Source organism: Oscillospiraceae bacterium CM (assembly GCA_022870705.1).
In the GTDB taxonomy this organism is placed as follows: Bacteria; Bacillota; Clostridia; order Oscillospirales; family Oscillospiraceae; genus Sporobacter.
In genome coordinates this window covers 1860576-1876459 of record CP072107.1, presented here as the reverse complement: position 1 = coordinate 1876459, position 15884 = coordinate 1860576, and the positions used below count along the sequence as shown (strand labels likewise).

The following is a 15884-nucleotide window of genomic DNA, read 5'->3' as shown; positions in this document are numbered from 1 at the left end:
TCTTGCTGCACTGACGATCCGACTTAATGTTTGAGGGAAAAGACCCGACGAACAAATAAAAGCGAATAACAGAAAATCAAAAAAGCCGGGCGCTGAATTTTCAGCGCCCTGTGGTGTTTGAGAGTGGGAGGGTAGTTTGAACTGTCCTTTTACTTATATTACAGCATATTGTTATATAGCAATGTTATGAAAGAAACTACTGTTTCAACTGTTTCATAAGTATTTGCAGTTCCCATATATGTAATTGTCTGCTTTGCAAATTCTTCAAACATTATTCTTTGCCATTGTTCTGAACAAAATTGAATTTTTATAGCTATCTCTCTATACTCAAGATATTTATCATTTAGATATTTTGTGAGCGCACTATACTCCTCTCTGTTTAAAAACGGCATGATCTTTTTTTGATAAGCTGGAACTAGTTCAAGTGCTAAATCATAATCTTGCTTAAAACCGCTAATCAAGAATGATTGCATACCTAGTAGCAAACATTCTGTTTCATGTTTGCTAATTGATATAGAATATCCTTTTGCCTTTAAGGTTTCTATTAAATCATTAGTATCATTCAATACATTATCAACTATTTCGTTCGCTCTCTTTTTCACTTTTCCCTTACCAAACATTAAAGAACACTCCTTAATCAAATCTCTACTTACATTTTGCTTAAATGAAACAGCATCTACTGAAGTGCATCACTAACGTTAGTACATCCTGCGCTAATATTTAAGCTTCTTTCTCATGATTTTACTTTAGGGTTTTTATTCTACTTTTTCTCTGTTAATAACTCCGAAAGGAATGTGTACTAACGGTATATCACTCAAGGATTCATCTAGGTGAAAAATTTGATCATCAATAAACAAATGAGGTTTTAAAATTTCTAAAATTCTTCTTTTTTCGATGCCCCCTAGAAAAAACATTTCATCCACATTGACATCCCAGTATTTTAATGTATTAACTGCTCTTTCATGAGCAGGTGCATTCCTAGCTGTAATAATTGCTGTTCTAAGCACCTTCTTGTACTCGGGATCTTGTTCTAAAGCTTTATCTTCTAATTTCTGAAAAAAGGATACTTTTTGTAAAAAACCAAGTAGTAAACCAGCTTCTAATGGTTTGCTTGAATACGCGGTCTCATGTTCAAAATACTTATCTAAATCTTTACATTCTTGATAGTACTGTTCAGCTGAATCGTCTGCTAATACACCATCAAAATCAAAAGCAAGACGAAGCTCAGTATCCTCTTCATTATCACGGATACTTGTTTTGAGGATTCTACCAGCTGGATAATTCTTATTGATTGCGTTTTTTACATCATTTTCATCAGTTGATAAAAATAATGAAATATTAAAAGCCGGTATATATTCATAAGGACTTTTTCCAGATGTAAATGCAGCTCTTGAGATGTCAAGTTTGTATTCACAAATTGAGTTGAATACCCGAAGACCTGTTTCAGGACTGTTTTTCGATAAAACAACGACTTCAACAGGCTGTTTATTAGGAAAGAGTTTATTAATACTTAGAAATCTACGGATAAATGGATATGCCAAACCTTTTCCCAAAATAACAGTTCGATTATCAGTTTGATATTCTTTATATGCTTTTAACCCTTGCTCTTTATAAATTTCATCTTCGACTTGCAAATCAAACAAAGCATTAGAAGATACACCTACAACTAGCTTTTTCTCAATTGGGTATGGCATATCTGGCCACTCTCCTACTATTAAGATTAGTAGAGTCCAATTCTAATTATCGCTATTACTCCAACCCCTCCCCACGCCCTCTTGTATTATATTCCCTTATCCGACAATATTCAACAATAACACTAGTTAAAACCCCCAAAACACAAAACCCGCCCAAAAGGGCGGGTTTTGTTGCGGTTAGAAGAAGATTCTTATTTCACAGCGTCGAGGGTGATGGCAGAAACGGCAGGGCCGTCGTCATAGCCACCGACATACGTTTCGTTGCAAGCTGTGACAGTAGCAAACGTGCCTTCGGTACGGCCAGCTTTAATAAGCGGATTGCCGGCTTTGTCAAACATCGGGGTGGAGTTGTTGATAAGCTGGATGGCGCCGGCGCCGGTGACACCCGTCACAACACCGCTGTAAACGACGTTGCCGTCGATCCAGAGCTTGACGTTTGTGCCGGTGGAGACATCCTGCATGGCAAGGATGAAGTAGTGATACTTGCCATCATTGAGGCTCACGCCTGTGTCTTTGACGACATCCTGCTTGACAAGAGTGCCGGAAGCGTCGGTGTAATTGCGCTGAATCTGAACAGTACCGCCAACGGTGACGATGGCGAGGGCTTTTGTCACGTTGTCATCGGAGAGCGTATTGAACGGCGCTGCATCCTTAAAGATAACGGCGCTGTTGAGCTCACCGGCCTGCGGCGCGGAAAGTCTCATCTTGAACTTAAAGATGCCGTCGCCATACTGGGCGGGGGCACCGTCTTTAAGCAGGACGGCACTGGCAAAATAGGAATCTTTCGTGGGGTCAGTCGTCAAAGTGCCGGACGTTGTTGAAGTTGCTTCAAGCTTACCGCTGTTGCCCTTAAGCATGACGACAGAGGTTGTCTCATCGCGTGGGGCGGCAATCGTTGCCGTCGTCGTTGTGTCAGTTGCGATGATGTTCGTTCTGTCCCAGTTGTCGGACTTGTTCTGTCCCTCTGTGAAGCTTGTCATGACCGTTGAGAAATCAAAAGTCTGCAAAGTTGCAGCGGACGTGCCGGGCTGCTCGGATGCGTTCGGCGTACCGGTGCCCGAGGGCTTGCACCCGGCAAAAAGCATCACAACGGTGGCGACTGATATCGCCGTGGCCAATACTTTTTTGAGTGAACTGTGGTTTTTCAATTTTGTTACCTCCTAAATATTTTTATTTGAACGGCTTTGCCGGTTCATGCTGTCTGGTGTGACGTTGCCAATAGCGTTAAAAGCGGGCATGACGACTTTCAAAAGTGTCCCGGTAAGGGTGCCCATAATGACGCCGGAGATGAGAAGAACAGGGAGATAGGCGAAGACAAGCGCTGTTCCAAGGAGAAACGATGCGACAATAATCTGCCCTAAGTTGTGTGTGATGGCTCCCGCGATGCTGATGATAAGATACGAGATATTCTGGCGGACGAGCAAGAGCAGGAGCAGCATGACGAGAGCCGACAGGATACCGCCGGAAAAGCTCATCAGAAAAGCGGTGAATCCGCGCATGAGAAAAACAAAAGCCGACTTTAAAAAAACGATGGTAAATGCCGAGCGCCGTCCGAGAAAGAAGAGGCAGTACATTGTGACAATATTAGATAGGCCGAGCTTGACGCCGGGCGGCAGCATGGGCAGCGGTGGCAGCAGATACTCAACCGCCGTTAATGTGATGGAAAGTGCAAAAAGAAGACCCATGAGTGTCAAATGTGACGTATTGACACGGCGCTGATTTTTCATCTGTTTATCTTTCATTGACACAACCGTTTTCTAATGGATATAGGTGTCGGCCCCTGATTTGGAATCGCCGGAGGCGACAATCTGGATGGCGACTCTGTTCGGCAGACAGGCGGCACTTTCACCGGGACGGCTTAAAAAGCCTGATCTGATGCAAATTTTATCAGGACACGTTGACTCATAAAAGCAGATTTTGCCGTCTTTGATGAGCAAGGTCACATTCGGCTGGCCGGGAACGGGGAATTCGTCATTGAGACCTGGCGCCAATTCAACGGTTTTAACGAGCTTTGTGTCATAATAGATCATCGCCACAGACGCGGCGGTTTGGTCGGTCAAGAAATATTTAACGGCGAAAATAGCAACGGCAAGGAGCAGGATGCCCGTGATGACAACGAGATCCTTCTTCGAAAAGAATTTCCTGTTTTTCTGCATATCCGGCATGGTTTGCTCCGTTATGCAAAGCTTCCGCTTTGCTGATAGTATTGTCCATGTTCCGCGCGGCTATCCGCGCAGCATGAAGCGTCAATAGACGCGCGCTTTTATCTTTTCAAGAAGCGACAGCAAGAGGTCGCGTTTGGGTTCGAGGACACCGTCAAGAATCTTCTCGGCTTTGTCGCAGTACTTCCCGGCAACGGCCATTGTCCGGTCGACACCACCCAGCGCGATAACCTCGGCAGCAACGGCAAGCGCGCCGCGCGTGTCAAGCGGTGCCTTGAGAGCTGCCTGAAGCGATGGCTTTTGCATGAGAGCGAAAATGAGCGGCAGTGTGACGACGCCGTCATTTAGGTCGTGACGGACCGGCTTTTTCATTGTTTGGTCGTCTGACTGATAATCAAGGCAGTCGTCCGTTAACTGAAAAGCCATCCCAATATAATGGCCGAAGCGCGCGAGACGGCGAGCCTCTTTTTCATCCGCGCCGCCAATAAGCGCGCCCGAATAGAGCGCCAACGCAAATAGGGCGGACGTTTTTCCGGCGATAATCCGAAAATACTGGCGGATGGACAGGGCCGTGTCACCGTGGTGCTGCATTTCGCGCATTTCACCAAGGCAGAGCTTCGACATCGTCTTGGCAATGTCCAAAAACCGGCTCTGAAAATGTTCCGACAGCTCTGCGGTCAGCAGAAAGCATTTACAAAACAGATAGTCGCCCGCGATGACGGCCGATTTGTTCCCGAAGCTCTCTCGGACGCTCGGCAGGCCGCGGCGCGTGTCGGCGTTGTCAATAACATCGTCATGGACGAGCGACGCCAGATGAAGCATCTCCATCGCTGCGGCGGCAACGAGCGCGTTTTTCGGGACATTGCCCGAGTCGTCAGACGCGGCGGCCATCAGAAGAAGCGCTCTGAAGTTCTTACCTTCCGACAGTGTTAAATGGTGCATCATTTCAGAAACAAGCGCATCCGAGTCTAACAGGGAGCTGTGGATCAAATCTTTCACAACAGCGAGCGCGGCGGCGTATTCTATTTTTTCAGGCAGCTGCTGTTTAGTCATTATACAAATAGAGCTTTCTGGCGATTTTTACATTCTTCCAGTGTTTTTTCAAGAACGGCATCGCGTAATAATCGAGGCCAAACGTTCTGCCCGCGCCAATAAGAAGCGCAAAAGCGGCAAAGATCATCCACCACTGGGCCATATACATGCCGGTCGTCATGAGGAACATCGATTGCAGCACGATGGAGTAGCCGGAGGAAATGAAGGTGAACAACCCAAGGATTAAAAGGACGCCGACAGTGATCTCGGAGATGACGACGAGCGTCTGGAAGAACATCTGCTGGCCCGCGGTCTGTGTCATAAACGTTGCGGTAAACCAGTCCATCAGGCCCATCTGAATTTTAACGGCAATGTCCGTCGCCTGAATGGCGATGACCTTGAAAAGGCCAAGGATATTCCAGTTGAAGATGAGCGACGCGGCCGGTGCGGCGGCGGCCCCGCTGGCGGCTGTTGTGGCGCTGGAGGTAGCGTCCGTCGCGCCAGGATTGCTCAGAACACTCGTAAAGACATCCGACGCGCCTTTAAAGTAGGCGGCCAGCTTCGGGGACTGCAGCCAGCCCTCGCTGATTTTTAAAATGCCCTCATAGACCCAGACGGCTCCAAGGAAGACGCGGAGCGGCACGAGCAGAAAGCTCGGCGTGCGGTTGGAAAAATGACCGCCCAAGAAGCTGCGGCAGTTACGGATTTTAAAGAATTCATAGCCGAGGTAACTTGCAATCTTATTCCAGCCGAGAACCTGGATAAAATAAATCACATTAATAAAGTGCTTGGCGAACATCGCGAAGAAGGAGGCCAGAGATATTTTGTTTTTGGCAGTGCCGACGTAAGCGGCGGCATACCGGCCGCCGATGCTGAGCATCGCGCCGTGGAACTTAGGCTCGTATTTCTCCATGGTGCCGGCACCGGTTATTTCGGCGGCAATGTTGTTAGCAACTGTGTGCGCGCACTGCTCGGCATTTTCAACCATCTGCGGTACCGGCGCTTTTTCGCCCTCCGGCACGTAAAAAACATTGTCACCGGCGACGTAGACATTTGTTTTGCCCTCGGCGCGGAGGCAAGCATCCGTTTGCAGGCGCTCACGGCCCGCTTTCTTGAGCGTGGCCTGTTTGACGACGTCGGAGCCCTCGATGCCAGCCGTCCAGATAATGGTCGCCGTTTCCTCGCGGAAAAGCGTCTCGCCGCGTTTGAGCTCAATAAACGTCTCGCCAACGGCTGAGACGCCTGTTTTTAAAACGACCTCAACGCCCATCTTCTTCAGCCGGCGCTCCGCTTTCGCGGAAACCTTCGGCGGGAAGTTTGGAACAGCGCGGTCGAGCATATCGACGTTGACGATTCGGACGAGCTCGCGGGCAATTTCGTATTCGTCACAGAGGACGGGAACCCATTCGGCCAAGTCGCCGGCCGCCTCGACACCCGTAAAACCGGCGCCGACGATATAAAACGTCAGAAGGCGGCGCTTTAACGCATCATCCGTCTCGGAAACAGCCTGCTTAAACAAATCGATGACACGGTTTTTAAGCAGAACGGCATCATCAAACGACCAGAGCTTGTACGAATATTCCTCAGCGCCCGGCGTGCCGAAAAACGTCGGCTTCGAGCCGGTCGATAGCACAAGATAATCATACGAATAAGTGCCGTTCTTTCCGGTCAGGATTCTTTTGTCATAATCGACGGCGGTGATTGTGTCAAGAACGACGTCAACCTTCCGTCCGGCAAAAATCTTCTTCAGGCTAATACGGACGCTGTCGCCCGGGACACGGTTGAAAGCGACCTCGTGCAGCTCTGTCAGCATCGTATGGTATGGGTGCTTGTCAATGAGCGTGATTTTGACGTCCGGCTGTTTTTTCAGACGCTTGGCAAGCTTTTTGGCTGTCAGCACACCGGCGTAACCGGCGCCGACAATGACAATGTTTTTATCCATGGACTTCAACCCCTTTACTGAATTCCGCTCTGAGACGGAAGTTATTGTTGACTTTTTTCTATAAATAAACAATAATCGGTTTATTACTGACAAGTGGAGTTATCAATGAAACGATCTTATTATGTCCTGTCGGTTGCGCTTTCCGTCATTATCCTGCTCGCAGCCGTCGTCACCGCCGTTATCATGTTTAAAAAGAAAGAGACGACGCCTGTTTCCGATACGAAATTTCTGCTGAACACGATCTGTACAATCACGCTGTACGACAAACAGCAGCAGTCTCTGATTGACGGGTCGTTCGACGTTATTTCGCATTATGAGAATCTCTTCAGCACGACAATCGAGGGCAGTGATATTTACAAAATCAATCACGCTGCCGGTGAGCCGGTAACGGTTGACAAGGATACAATCGATGTGATTAACGAGGGCATCGCCTACAGCAAGGAGTCGGACGGACTGTTTGATATCACCGTCGGCGCCTTGACGACGCTTTGGAACATCGAGGGAGAAAACCCGAAGGTTCCGCCAGAAAATCAGATTAAAGCCGCTATGGCGACAATCGGTTATGAAAATATCGTCATCGACGGCAACACGGTCACGCTGCGGAATAAAGAAACGCAGTTAGATCTCGGCGGTCTCGCGAAGGGCTATATCGCCGACAAGGTTAAAGAATACCTTGTTTCTCAGGGCGTCAAAAAGGCCATCGTTAATCTCGGCGGCAACGTTGTGGTCATCGGCTCGAAGGATACGGATACGCCATGGGTCGTCGGTGTGCAGCAGCCGTTTATGGACAGAAACGTCGATATTGGGTATCTGTACGTTTCGGACAAATCAGTCGTGACGTCCGGCATTTATGAGCGCTATTTTATCGAGAACGGCAAAGTTTACGCACACATTCTCGACCCGCGCACTGGCTATCCCGTAGAAAATAATCTTGCATCCGTCACCATCATTTCAAATGCATCCAAACAAGGTGACGGCCTCGCGGCAACATGCTTCTTGCTGGGAATCGATAAGGCGACGGCGCTTGTTGAATCCATGGATAACGTCGAGGCAATTTTCATTACGAAAGACGGGAAAGTCGTCACGACGCCGGGGCTTGGGGACACAGTCAAATTTGAACCGGCCGAAACGTCTGCCGTGACGTCGGCCGTCTCACCGTCGTAACTGGAAGGCTCCGCAAATTGATAAAATTTTAAAAGTCTGTTAAAAAAATATTATATCTTGTATTATAAAGCAATTACATCGATAAATCCAGTATCCCAGGATACAGAAGGAGGAGCGATGCAACCCGACTATCTGGCAGCGTCTTTAAATTCACCGCTTTTTAAAGACATTGATGAAGGTGATATCCTGCATGTTCTGCAGTGTCTGGATTTTCAGATTGAGCATTATAAGAAAAATGACTATGTCGTGCGTCTGGACGCACCGTTTGACGGGGTTAAAATCATCCTCGCCGGAGAAGTGGCCATTATCAAAGAAACAAAAAGCGGTACGCGCGTCATCGTCAACACCTTTAAACCGGGGGCCATGTTCGGCGAGGTACTGGCCTTCTGCGGAGAAAAAATATGGACAGCCGCCGCGCAGGCCATGACGGATGCGACTGTGATGACAATCCACCCGGAGAAAATTCTCACGATGTGCCAGAGAGGCTGCCGATATCATCAGCGGATTCTCGTCAACCTCGTCCTTGTTGTCTCATACAAGGCAAATATTCTCAGCAGGAAAGTTGATTACCTGTCGCTTAAAAGCATCAACGGTAAGCTCAGCCGATATCTGTTAGAGCAGTACAAGTTGTCGGACAGCATGACGTTCAAGTTCCCGATGAATAGGGTCGAGCTGGCTGATTTCTTAAATGTCTCAAGACCGTCCATGTCGCGGGAACTGTGCAAAATGCGCGATCGGGGGATCATTGAGTTTTATAAGGAATCCGTTCGCATTGTTGACATAAAAGCGCTTGAGGCGCTTTTGGAAGATTAATTACGACGGGGGCGCAGGGCGCCCCCGTTTTTCGTTAATTGACAAGTGTCGTGCGCGACATTTTTATTTTACTTATGCGAAATCAAAGCTTATAATGGCGCAAAGGAGATGACATGGATGAAAAACGCCCTTGAAAAGCTTCCTGGTATCGCCCTTGCGGCCATCATAGCCATTCCCGCTTGGCTGCTTGGCGCTTTTGTGCCTGTGATCGGCAGCCCCGTGCTTGGAATTTTATTCGGTATGGTTCTTGCCTTTTGGAGAAGACCAGCCGTTTTTGATGCAGGTGTCAAATACACGTCAAAAAAAATCCTGCAATATGCCATCATTTTACTCGGATTCAGCATGAATCTTTTCAACGTTTTTAACGCCGGTGTGCAGACGCTTGTCCTCATGGTCTTCACGCTCACGGCGGCATTTTTAACAGCCTATCTTGTCGGTAAGGCGCTGAAGCTTGACGGCAAGATCAATACGCTGGTGGGTGTTGGCACGGCCATCTGCGGCGGCTCAGCCATCGCCGCGACGGCACCCGTGATTGACGCCGACGACGCGGAGGTGGCGCATGCCATTTCAACAATCTTTCTTTTTAACGTCATTGCCGCCTTTTTGTTCCCAATTCTCGGGCATGTCTTCGCGATGAGCGACCACACCTTCGGGCTGTGGGCGGGCACCGCCATCAACGACACCTCGTCCGTCCTCGCCGCTGGTTATACGTTCAGCGATGCAGCGGGAAGACTCGCCGTCATCGTCAAGCTCACGCGGACGCTGATGATCGTCCCCGTTACGCTGGTGCTGGCAATCTACACTGCCCGTAAGACGAAACGTGACGGCAGCTACAGCATCCGAAAAATATTCCCATGGTTTGTGCTTGGCTTCCTTGCCGCATCCGTCATCAGCACGTTTATACCGCTTAATAGCGCCATATATGCGGCTTTGTCTCAGGCCGGAAAGTTTGCCATTGTCATGGCCATGGCGGCCATCGGCCTGAATACAAATCTGCCCAAGCTTGTCAAAAGCGGCGGTAAGCCCATCCTGCTCGGATTTATCTGTTGGGTTATCCTCGCCGCCTCGTCTCTTGCCGTACAATACGTGCTTTTAGGCGCTTAACGTGAAGCTGTCACATCGTTCATCTCGAAAGAATGTTATCCTAGGAAAATAAAACAGAATCAGAGGAAGAAAGCCATGACGCAGCCATTTGATCCCGTCAACATGAAAAAGCTTGACAATGAAGCGCGCATACGCCTGCTCGCCCCGCGCCAAACGCTTATAAAGCTGGGTTATAAGCAAGGCGACAGCCTAGCGGACATCGGCTGCGGGACAGGGGTTTTTACACTGCCGGCAGCAGATATCGGCGGCAGCGGCGCTGTAATTTACGCCATCGACATATCGGAGGCCATGCTCCATGAGGTTGCGCGCCGGGCGCAGGAGAGCGGCCGGAAAAACATCATGACAATCCCGACAAACGGTGTCGAGCTGGCACTTGGCGATCAGTCTGTTAATTTTGTGCTGCTTTGTACGGTCTTGCATGAGGTGGCCCAGCCGGAGAAAATTCTTGCCGAGACCTTCAGAATTTGCCGCCCGGGCGGAAAAATTGCGGTTATTGATTTTAACGCGACAGATCAGGGGTTTGGCCCGCCGTTGCAGCATCGGCTTCCGGCCGACCGTTGCCACGCACTGCTGAAAGCGGCAGGCTATTCCGAGACGGAAGAAACGGCCGTCAGCGCGGCGTTTTATGCCGTGACGGGCGTGCGTGCGCCGCGTCTAGAGACGGATGGCCTGCTCGTAAAATGACCGGACCGTTTCGGTGACGGGACCGAGACCAAAAACCGTTCCGCCGATGGCGGTAACGGGCATAACGCCCATGATGCTGTTTGTCAAAAAGACTTCCTGCGCCGTCATGAGCGTATCAATCATCAGGCGGTCTTCCGAAACCTCAAAGTTTTCTGTGACCCAGCGCCGAACAATACCGTCCAGCAGGCCGCAGGCGACGTTGGGCGTCATGAGCTTGCCGTTTTGCACGATGAAAACGTTTGAGACACTGCCTTCAGAGAGCTCCTGTGATGTATTGAAGAACAACACCTCGTCATAACCGGCTTCGGCGGCCTTCTCCCGCTCAAGCAGGTTATCCGAATAATTTAGGGATTTTATATACGTCGTGTGGCTGTGCGCATTGCGCCTAAGGTGGCTTAAACGAACCTTGAAGCCGTGTTTGTAATCTTCCGCCCGGTAGGGGTTATCGCGCGTCGTAAGCACGATGTTTTTCTCCGTGGCGATAATTTTCAAGACGCAGTTTTTGATATCGTGGCGTGCTAAAAGATCTAAAATGCCCTGTTCCGAAACATCGTTTTTGACGTTTAAAACGTGTAGGCCGCTGTGCAAACGCTCCAAATGGCGCGTTAAGAAAAGCGGCTTTTCTTTAACGAGAATCGTCTCGAAAACACCGCGGCCGAAGCTGTAGCCGCTGTCGAGGGCAATTTGCCCGCTTGCGCTGGGCTGACCGTTGACGAAGATCATATCACAAAACGTTCAGCAATGCTTTTGCCTTGTCCAGGCACTCCTGGTACTCGGCCTCGGGGTCTGAATCGCACGTAATACCCCCACCGACGCCCAGATACGCATCACTGCCTTTCTTGAGAATCGTCCGGATGACAATATTAAAATCGGCGTTGCCGTCAAACGAGAAATAGCCGATACAGCCGGTATAGAGGGCTCTTTTGAGCCCCTCCAGCTCGTCGATGATTTCCATCGCGCGAATTTTCGGCGTTCCGGTGATGGAGCCGCCGGGGAAGCAGGCCTGCATGCCGTGTACGGCGTCAACGCCGTCTTTTAAGCGGCCTGTGATGGTGGAGACGAGGTGGAAGACGGTGCTGTAGGCTTCGATTTTATACAGCTCTGTGACCGCGACGGAATGCGCCTGGCAGACCTTGCTTAAGTCGTTGCGCTCGAGGTCGACGATCATGAGAAGCTCGGCTTTGTCTTTTTCACTGGCCGCCAGCGCCGCTTTGTTTTTTTCGTCTTCTGCTGGCGTTGCCCCGCGCGGGCGCGTTCCCTTGATGGGTCGTGTCTCGACGCAGTTGTCACGGATTTTCAGAAACCGCTCGGGGGAGGAGGAGATGACGTCAAAGCCGTCGAGCCGCATGAGGGCGGCGAAAGGCGCGGGATTGGCCTTTCGCAGGTCCCTGTATATGTCATACGTCTCACGTGTCGTTTCGCAATAAAGGCGCTGCGTCAGATTGGCGATATAAATGTCACCGGCCAAAATATAATCGATCATTCGGCGAATGGCCGCCAGATAGGCGGGCTTCGTCAAGGACGATATAAAGGGAGCGGGTGCTTGCTGCCTGTCGTGGTAGACAACGGGACTTGCCGCGGAGACGGCCGTTTCGATGGCGCCGATACTGTCATGAGCATCCCGCAGGCGGCCGCAGGCTGTGACGAAAGTTCTGCTTTGGGCGTGGTCAAAGACGATGAGGTTATCGTAAAACACAAAATAGAAGTGCGGCAAAACGACATCTTCTTGAGACGTTGTTTTTATCTCCTCCAGGTCAAGCCCGAGGTCATAAGAGAAATACCCAAGGCAGCCACCGGCAATGGGGAGGTCGGTATCATGCTCGATGTGGTACGCCCGCAGAAGGCGGCTGAGTTCATCGAAAACATCGCCGTCAAAAGCCTTGCCGTTTAATTCACATTGCCGATGACGCCCTTTTAATACGGCGAAGGGATTGAGCCCGAGAATGGAATATCGGCCGTATTCGTTTTTCAGGCTGCTGTCGAGAAAAATTATGTCCTTCTCGTCCTTGTAAAGCGAATAGATATCAAACGCGTCAAGGCTGGTCATGAGTTCCTTTACAACGATTTTCATGGCTTTACCCTGCACAGTTCGATAAAGTTTTTGATGATAGCATGCCCGCACTCGGTCAATTCGGCCTCCGGGTGAAACTGTATGCCCTCGATCAGGTAATCTAAGTGTCGCAGCCCCATGATAACGCCGTCGTGCGTCCGGCAGGTCACCTTCAGGCAATCCGGCACAGTCTCTCTGTCGACGATGAGCGAGTGATAGCGCGTGACGCTCAGGGGATTTTTAATCCCGACATAGACACCGGCCCCATCGTGCTCCACAACGGAGATTTTGCCATGCATCGGCTTGTCCGCCCGGACGACACGTGCCCCGAACGCATAGCCAATTGCCTGATGGCCAAGGCAGATACCCAAAATGGGAATGCGGCCTTTAAACGTGCGGATGATATCAAGGGAGAGACCGGCCTCCTTCGGCGTTTTGGGGCCCGGTGAAATGATGATGCCCAGCGGCTGCAGCCGGTCAATTTCTGAAAGCGTTATCTTATCGTTTCTGGCGACATGGACCTCCTCGTCCAGTTCCTCCAGATAACGCACTAAATTGTACGTAAAGCTGTCATAATTATCGATCATTAAAAACATGATGTCACCTTTGTCTGGGTTTAACGGACAAGCGCTCATTCGTATTTTAATGATTATACGATATTTCATGCATGATGTAAACCAACACTTGGTGGTGACGCTAAGTTGCTTTGCCTATAGAGAACAGCCGAAAGTTAGCAAATTTTGATATATATTATCGGCTGGTTTTTTGTTAAAATATTTTCCGAAGTGCCGTAACGCCAAATTACTGTTTTTCAGCTACCGATACAGAAAGAGGTCAATCATGCGTTTCATTAAAAAATGCGATCCGGCATGGCTTGTCGTTTTCGCGATAGTCATCATCAAATCGTATTTTGTACTGGTCACTATTTATCATTTGAGCCCGGCGACGCTTCAGACATTACGTTTTGATTTTTATATTCTGGCACCGGCCATCTTTTTACTGTCTTTTTCCCTGCTGCTGAAAAAGAAGGCGCAGTACATATATCTTTTGATTGCCGATGTCTTTGTTTCCGCCTTGTTTTTTGCCGATCTTCTGTATTGCCGCGCCTATGGCCATTTGCTGACCATTTACATGATATTATCGACCGCCAATGTTATCGGCGGTCTCGATCAAAGCGCTGTCTTCCTTTTGAAAGCGACGGATTTTCTGCTCTTTCTCGACTTGCCGCTTGTTGCCTTCCTCCTGATTAAAAAAATGAAAAGTCCGCCAGTCAAAGAGCGCCTCTTTCTCTTCAAAGCGGCGGTGTTTCTCGTCGCGGCCGCGTCAAGCCTTGTGGCGATGGGCATGCAGTTCAATCGCTTTCAGGAAGCCTTTTATTCTTGCAATGTCGATGAATATCCGCGCTATATGTCCCCGCTGGGAGACTTTATGTATAACATTTATAATTACGGCGTGGAAAAGGCGTATACACTCAATGATGAGGACAGGGCGTTTATTGACAATTGGTTTGAAGACAACCAAAAATACATGGCGGCGGACCCGCAATATGAAAACCTGCGCGGTCTATTGGAAGGGAAAAACATCATCGTTATTCAAGTTGAATCACTTGAGAACTTTGTGATTGACGCATCGTTTGAAGGGCAGGAGATTACGCCGAACTTGAACGCCTTATTGGATGACAGCCTGTATTTCAGCAATATTCACGAGCAGTCGAGGGACGGCAACAGCTCTGATGCCGAGCTGCTCTTCAACGCATCGCTCTATCCCGTCAAAATAGGCAGCGCATTTGTCCGGTATGGGACAAACCCCTATCAGTCGCTTGAAAAGCTCGTTAAGAACGAGGGCTATACGGCTGTCGCCATACATGGCGACGTCAAAACCTTTTGGAACAGGGACGTTGCCTACCCCAATCTGGGTTTCGATGATTACATCAGCGAAGATCATTTCGACAATAAAGAAAGTACCGGGCTTGGTATTCTCGACGCGTCGCTTTTCACGCAATCCGTTAAGGAGATTGAGGGGCTCAAAAATCCATATCTCCTGTTCGCCATCACCATCACGTCACACGTCCCTTTTACGATTGAAGCGCCGGATCAAACGCTCACGTTCAAAGAAAATAATGACGACACGAAGTATCTGCAGAGTATCCATTACACCGACCGGTGCATTGGTGATTTTATCAAAGAGCTCGATGACAAGGGCTTATTAAAAAACACGGCTGTCGTTATATACGGGGATCATGAGGGCGTGCATAAATACTGCGCGTCAAGCCTGCCGGACAATCAGAAGCGAATCCCGTATATCATATATATGCCCGGGCTTGAAGGCGCCAAAATCGATAAAATCGGTGGTCAGGTTGATATGCTGCCGACGCTGGCATTCTTATTAGGCCTCGACGAAAACGACTATTCAAAGAACTTTATGGGCCGCAATCTGTTCGGCGGCTATGACGGAACGGTTATCCTATCAGACGGCACGATTCTCGGCAATCCCGATGATGCGCAGCATCTCAAAGATGCACAGGAGGTCGCCGACAAGCTGATCTTGGGGTATAAGCAGTGGAGTATGGGGAAGCAGGCTTAACAGTCAAATGCTGCATGACCAATGATATCATCAGGCCTTTTGCTGGGACTGATTATGATGATAGAAGTTTATAAAAGACGCTTAAAATACCCGGGCCGACAAGGTGTGCTTGTCGGCCCGGGTATATCGTCAAAGCTTTGGATTTCAGCAGCAGGGCTTTAATATTCACCTTTGATGACAAAAAACGAGCCACGGATTGTTCCAGCGAGCGTTGACTTCTGACTGGCAAACTTAAACTTGCCCTCCAGCGCCTTCGGAACCGCCATTCCCTCGGACAGTTTAAAGCCGACGGCCCGCTTCTTCGGGTCGTCAACCGCGTACATGACGTTAACGCCAAGCCCGTCCTCATAATAAACATAGGCAAAGCGGATGTTTTCCGCTTGAAAACGCGACGTTTCCAAAGGCTTGGCTGTAAAGACAATATCACGCTCTTTTTTTAATATCGTGCTGATATAATCGATCGTTGCCTGGCTTTCATCCGCCGGTTCTACAGTAAAGGCATGCTTGAATTTATTCATGAGATAACGGGCTTCATTTGCGCGCAAACCGGCCAGAGCCGCCGCCACCGGCGAAGACGCCAAGCCGATTGTTGAGACGGTGTTAAAATCAACGATATAGGACATTTCTTGGCCACCTTGACAGTCGTTTAATAAAAG

16 protein-coding genes are annotated in these 15884 nt (G+C 49.2%); 5 read left to right on the top strand and 11 right to left on the bottom strand.

Features of this window, described 5'->3' with window-relative positions:
* Positions 1 to 158: 158 nt before the first annotated feature.
* The 7 genes from IZU99_09340 to IZU99_09310 form a co-directional block, all read right to left on the bottom strand.
* On the bottom strand, positions 159 to 620 hold the full coding sequence (locus IZU99_09340) for a hypothetical protein (protein ID UOO37441.1): 462 nt from the start codon (positions 618 to 620) through the stop codon (positions 159 to 161).
* Between the two features lie 135 nt (positions 621 to 755).
* The gene (locus IZU99_09335) at positions 756 to 1694 is read right to left on the bottom strand and encodes a 5'-nucleotidase (GenBank protein UOO37440.1); all 939 of its coding nucleotides are present in this window, start codon (positions 1692 to 1694) and stop codon (positions 756 to 758) included.
* 191 nt (positions 1695 to 1885) lie between these two features.
* Positions 1886 to 2842, bottom strand: a complete 957-nt coding sequence (locus IZU99_09330) for a hypothetical protein (protein ID UOO37439.1) — start codon at positions 2840 to 2842, stop codon at positions 1886 to 1888.
* 12 nt (positions 2843 to 2854) lie between these two features.
* Entirely contained in the window at positions 2855 to 3421 is a 567-nt protein-coding gene (locus tag IZU99_09325) for a Gx transporter family protein (GenBank protein ID UOO38806.1), read from the bottom strand.
* A 30-nt stretch (positions 3422 to 3451) separates the two neighbouring features.
* Positions 3452 to 3859: a NusG domain II-containing protein gene (locus IZU99_09320; protein UOO37438.1), complete on the bottom strand. Its 408-nt coding sequence runs from the start codon at positions 3857 to 3859 to the stop codon at positions 3452 to 3454.
* An 81-nt stretch (positions 3860 to 3940) separates the two neighbouring features.
* Complete coding sequence (locus tag IZU99_09315) at positions 3941 to 4909, bottom strand: polyprenyl synthetase family protein (GenBank protein ID UOO37437.1); 969 nt, start codon at positions 4907 to 4909, stop codon at positions 3941 to 3943.
* Complete coding sequence (locus tag IZU99_09310) at positions 4902 to 6830, bottom strand: FAD-dependent oxidoreductase (protein ID UOO37436.1); 1929 nt, start codon at positions 6828 to 6830, stop codon at positions 4902 to 4904. Before IZU99_09310 ends, IZU99_09315 begins: the two co-directional genes overlap by 8 nt.
* A 105-nt stretch (positions 6831 to 6935) precedes the next feature.
* Between IZU99_09310 and IZU99_09305 the strand changes: the two genes are divergently transcribed.
* The 4 genes from IZU99_09305 (at position 6936) to IZU99_09290 (ending at position 10595) form a co-directional block, all read left to right on the top strand.
* Complete coding sequence (locus IZU99_09305; protein ID UOO37435.1) at positions 6936 to 7994, top strand: FAD:protein FMN transferase; 1059 nt, start codon at positions 6936 to 6938, stop codon at positions 7992 to 7994.
* A 117-nt stretch (positions 7995 to 8111) separates the two neighbouring features.
* Complete coding sequence (locus IZU99_09300) at positions 8112 to 8807, top strand: Crp/Fnr family transcriptional regulator (GenBank protein UOO37434.1); 696 nt, start codon at positions 8112 to 8114, stop codon at positions 8805 to 8807.
* Positions 8808 to 8924: 117 nt separating this feature from the next.
* Positions 8925 to 9911 carry a YeiH family putative sulfate export transporter gene (locus IZU99_09295; GenBank protein ID UOO37433.1) on the top strand — a complete coding sequence of 329 codons (987 nt, stop codon included), beginning with the start codon at positions 8925 to 8927 and terminating at the stop codon, positions 9909 to 9911.
* 75 nt (positions 9912 to 9986) lie between these two features.
* Positions 9987 to 10595, top strand: coding sequence for a methyltransferase domain-containing protein (locus tag IZU99_09290; GenBank protein ID UOO37432.1), 609 nt, complete (start codon positions 9987 to 9989; stop codon positions 10593 to 10595).
* Here IZU99_09290 and IZU99_09285 read toward each other — a convergent pair.
* The 3 genes from IZU99_09285 to IZU99_09275 are packed head-to-tail and all read right to left on the bottom strand — an operon-like array spanning position 10566 to position 13241.
* The gene (locus tag IZU99_09285; GenBank protein ID UOO37431.1) at positions 10566 to 11318 is read right to left on the bottom strand and encodes an aminotransferase class IV; all 753 of its coding nucleotides are present in this window, start codon (positions 11316 to 11318) and stop codon (positions 10566 to 10568) included. The genes IZU99_09290 and IZU99_09285 overlap by 30 nt on opposite strands.
* Before the next feature lies 1 nt (position 11319).
* Positions 11320 to 12666, bottom strand: coding sequence for an aminodeoxychorismate synthase component I (pabB, locus tag IZU99_09280; protein UOO37430.1), 1347 nt, complete (start codon positions 12664 to 12666; stop codon positions 11320 to 11322).
* Positions 12663 to 13241 (bottom strand): aminodeoxychorismate/anthranilate synthase component II, encoded by a 579-nt coding sequence (locus IZU99_09275; GenBank protein ID UOO37429.1) that lies wholly within the window; start codon positions 13239 to 13241, stop codon positions 12663 to 12665. The genes pabB and IZU99_09275 overlap by 4 nt, the downstream gene beginning before the upstream one ends.
* Positions 13242 to 13485: 244 nt before the next feature.
* Between IZU99_09275 and IZU99_09270 the strand changes: the two genes are divergently transcribed.
* Positions 13486 to 15228, top strand: coding sequence for an LTA synthase family protein (locus IZU99_09270; GenBank protein ID UOO37428.1), 1743 nt, complete (start codon positions 13486 to 13488; stop codon positions 15226 to 15228).
* A gap of 158 nt (positions 15229 to 15386) precedes the next feature.
* Here the strand turns inward: IZU99_09270 and IZU99_09265 are convergent, their stop codons facing one another.
* Positions 15387 to 15851 carry a phage tail protein gene (locus IZU99_09265; protein ID UOO37427.1) on the bottom strand — a complete coding sequence of 155 codons (465 nt, stop codon included), beginning with the start codon at positions 15849 to 15851 and terminating at the stop codon, positions 15387 to 15389.
* Positions 15852 to 15884 lie beyond the last annotated feature (33 nt).

Bases quoted from the DNA above. Each gene is read 5' to 3' on its own strand.
- IZU99_09325 (UOO38806.1), bottom strand. From the start codon at position 3,421: ATGAAAAATCAGCGCCGTGTCAATACGTCACATTTGACACTCATGGGT.
- IZU99_09315 (UOO37437.1), bottom strand. From the start codon at position 4,909: ATGACTAAACAGCAGCTGCCTGAAAAAATAGAATACGCCGCCGCGCTC.
- IZU99_09300 (UOO37434.1), top strand. From the start codon at position 8,112: ATGCAACCCGACTATCTGGCAGCGTCTTTAAATTCACCGCTTTTTAAA.
- IZU99_09320 (UOO37438.1), bottom strand. From the start codon at position 3,859: ATGCCGGATATGCAGAAAAACAGGAAATTCTTTTCGAAGAAGGATCTC.
- IZU99_09310 (UOO37436.1), bottom strand. From the start codon at position 6,830: ATGGATAAAAACATTGTCATTGTCGGCGCCGGTTACGCCGGTGTGCTG.
- IZU99_09305 (UOO37435.1), top strand. From the start codon at position 6,936: ATGAAACGATCTTATTATGTCCTGTCGGTTGCGCTTTCCGTCATTATC.
- pabB (UOO37430.1), bottom strand. From the start codon at position 12,666: ATGAAAATCGTTGTAAAGGAACTCATGACCAGCCTTGACGCGTTTGAT.
- IZU99_09335 (UOO37440.1), bottom strand. From the start codon at position 1,694: ATGCCATACCCAATTGAGAAAAAGCTAGTTGTAGGTGTATCTTCTAAT.
- IZU99_09270 (UOO37428.1), top strand. From the start codon at position 13,486: ATGCGTTTCATTAAAAAATGCGATCCGGCATGGCTTGTCGTTTTCGCG.
- IZU99_09275 (UOO37429.1), bottom strand. From the start codon at position 13,241: ATGTTTTTAATGATCGATAATTATGACAGCTTTACGTACAATTTAGTG.
- IZU99_09290 (UOO37432.1), top strand. From the start codon at position 9,987: ATGACGCAGCCATTTGATCCCGTCAACATGAAAAAGCTTGACAATGAA.
- IZU99_09285 (UOO37431.1), bottom strand. From the start codon at position 11,318: ATGATCTTCGTCAACGGTCAGCCCAGCGCAAGCGGGCAAATTGCCCTC.
- IZU99_09265 (UOO37427.1), bottom strand. From the start codon at position 15,851: ATGTCCTATATCGTTGATTTTAACACCGTCTCAACAATCGGCTTGGCG.
- IZU99_09340 (UOO37441.1), bottom strand. From the start codon at position 620: ATGTTTGGTAAGGGAAAAGTGAAAAAGAGAGCGAACGAAATAGTTGAT.
- IZU99_09295 (UOO37433.1), top strand. From the start codon at position 8,925: ATGAAAAACGCCCTTGAAAAGCTTCCTGGTATCGCCCTTGCGGCCATC.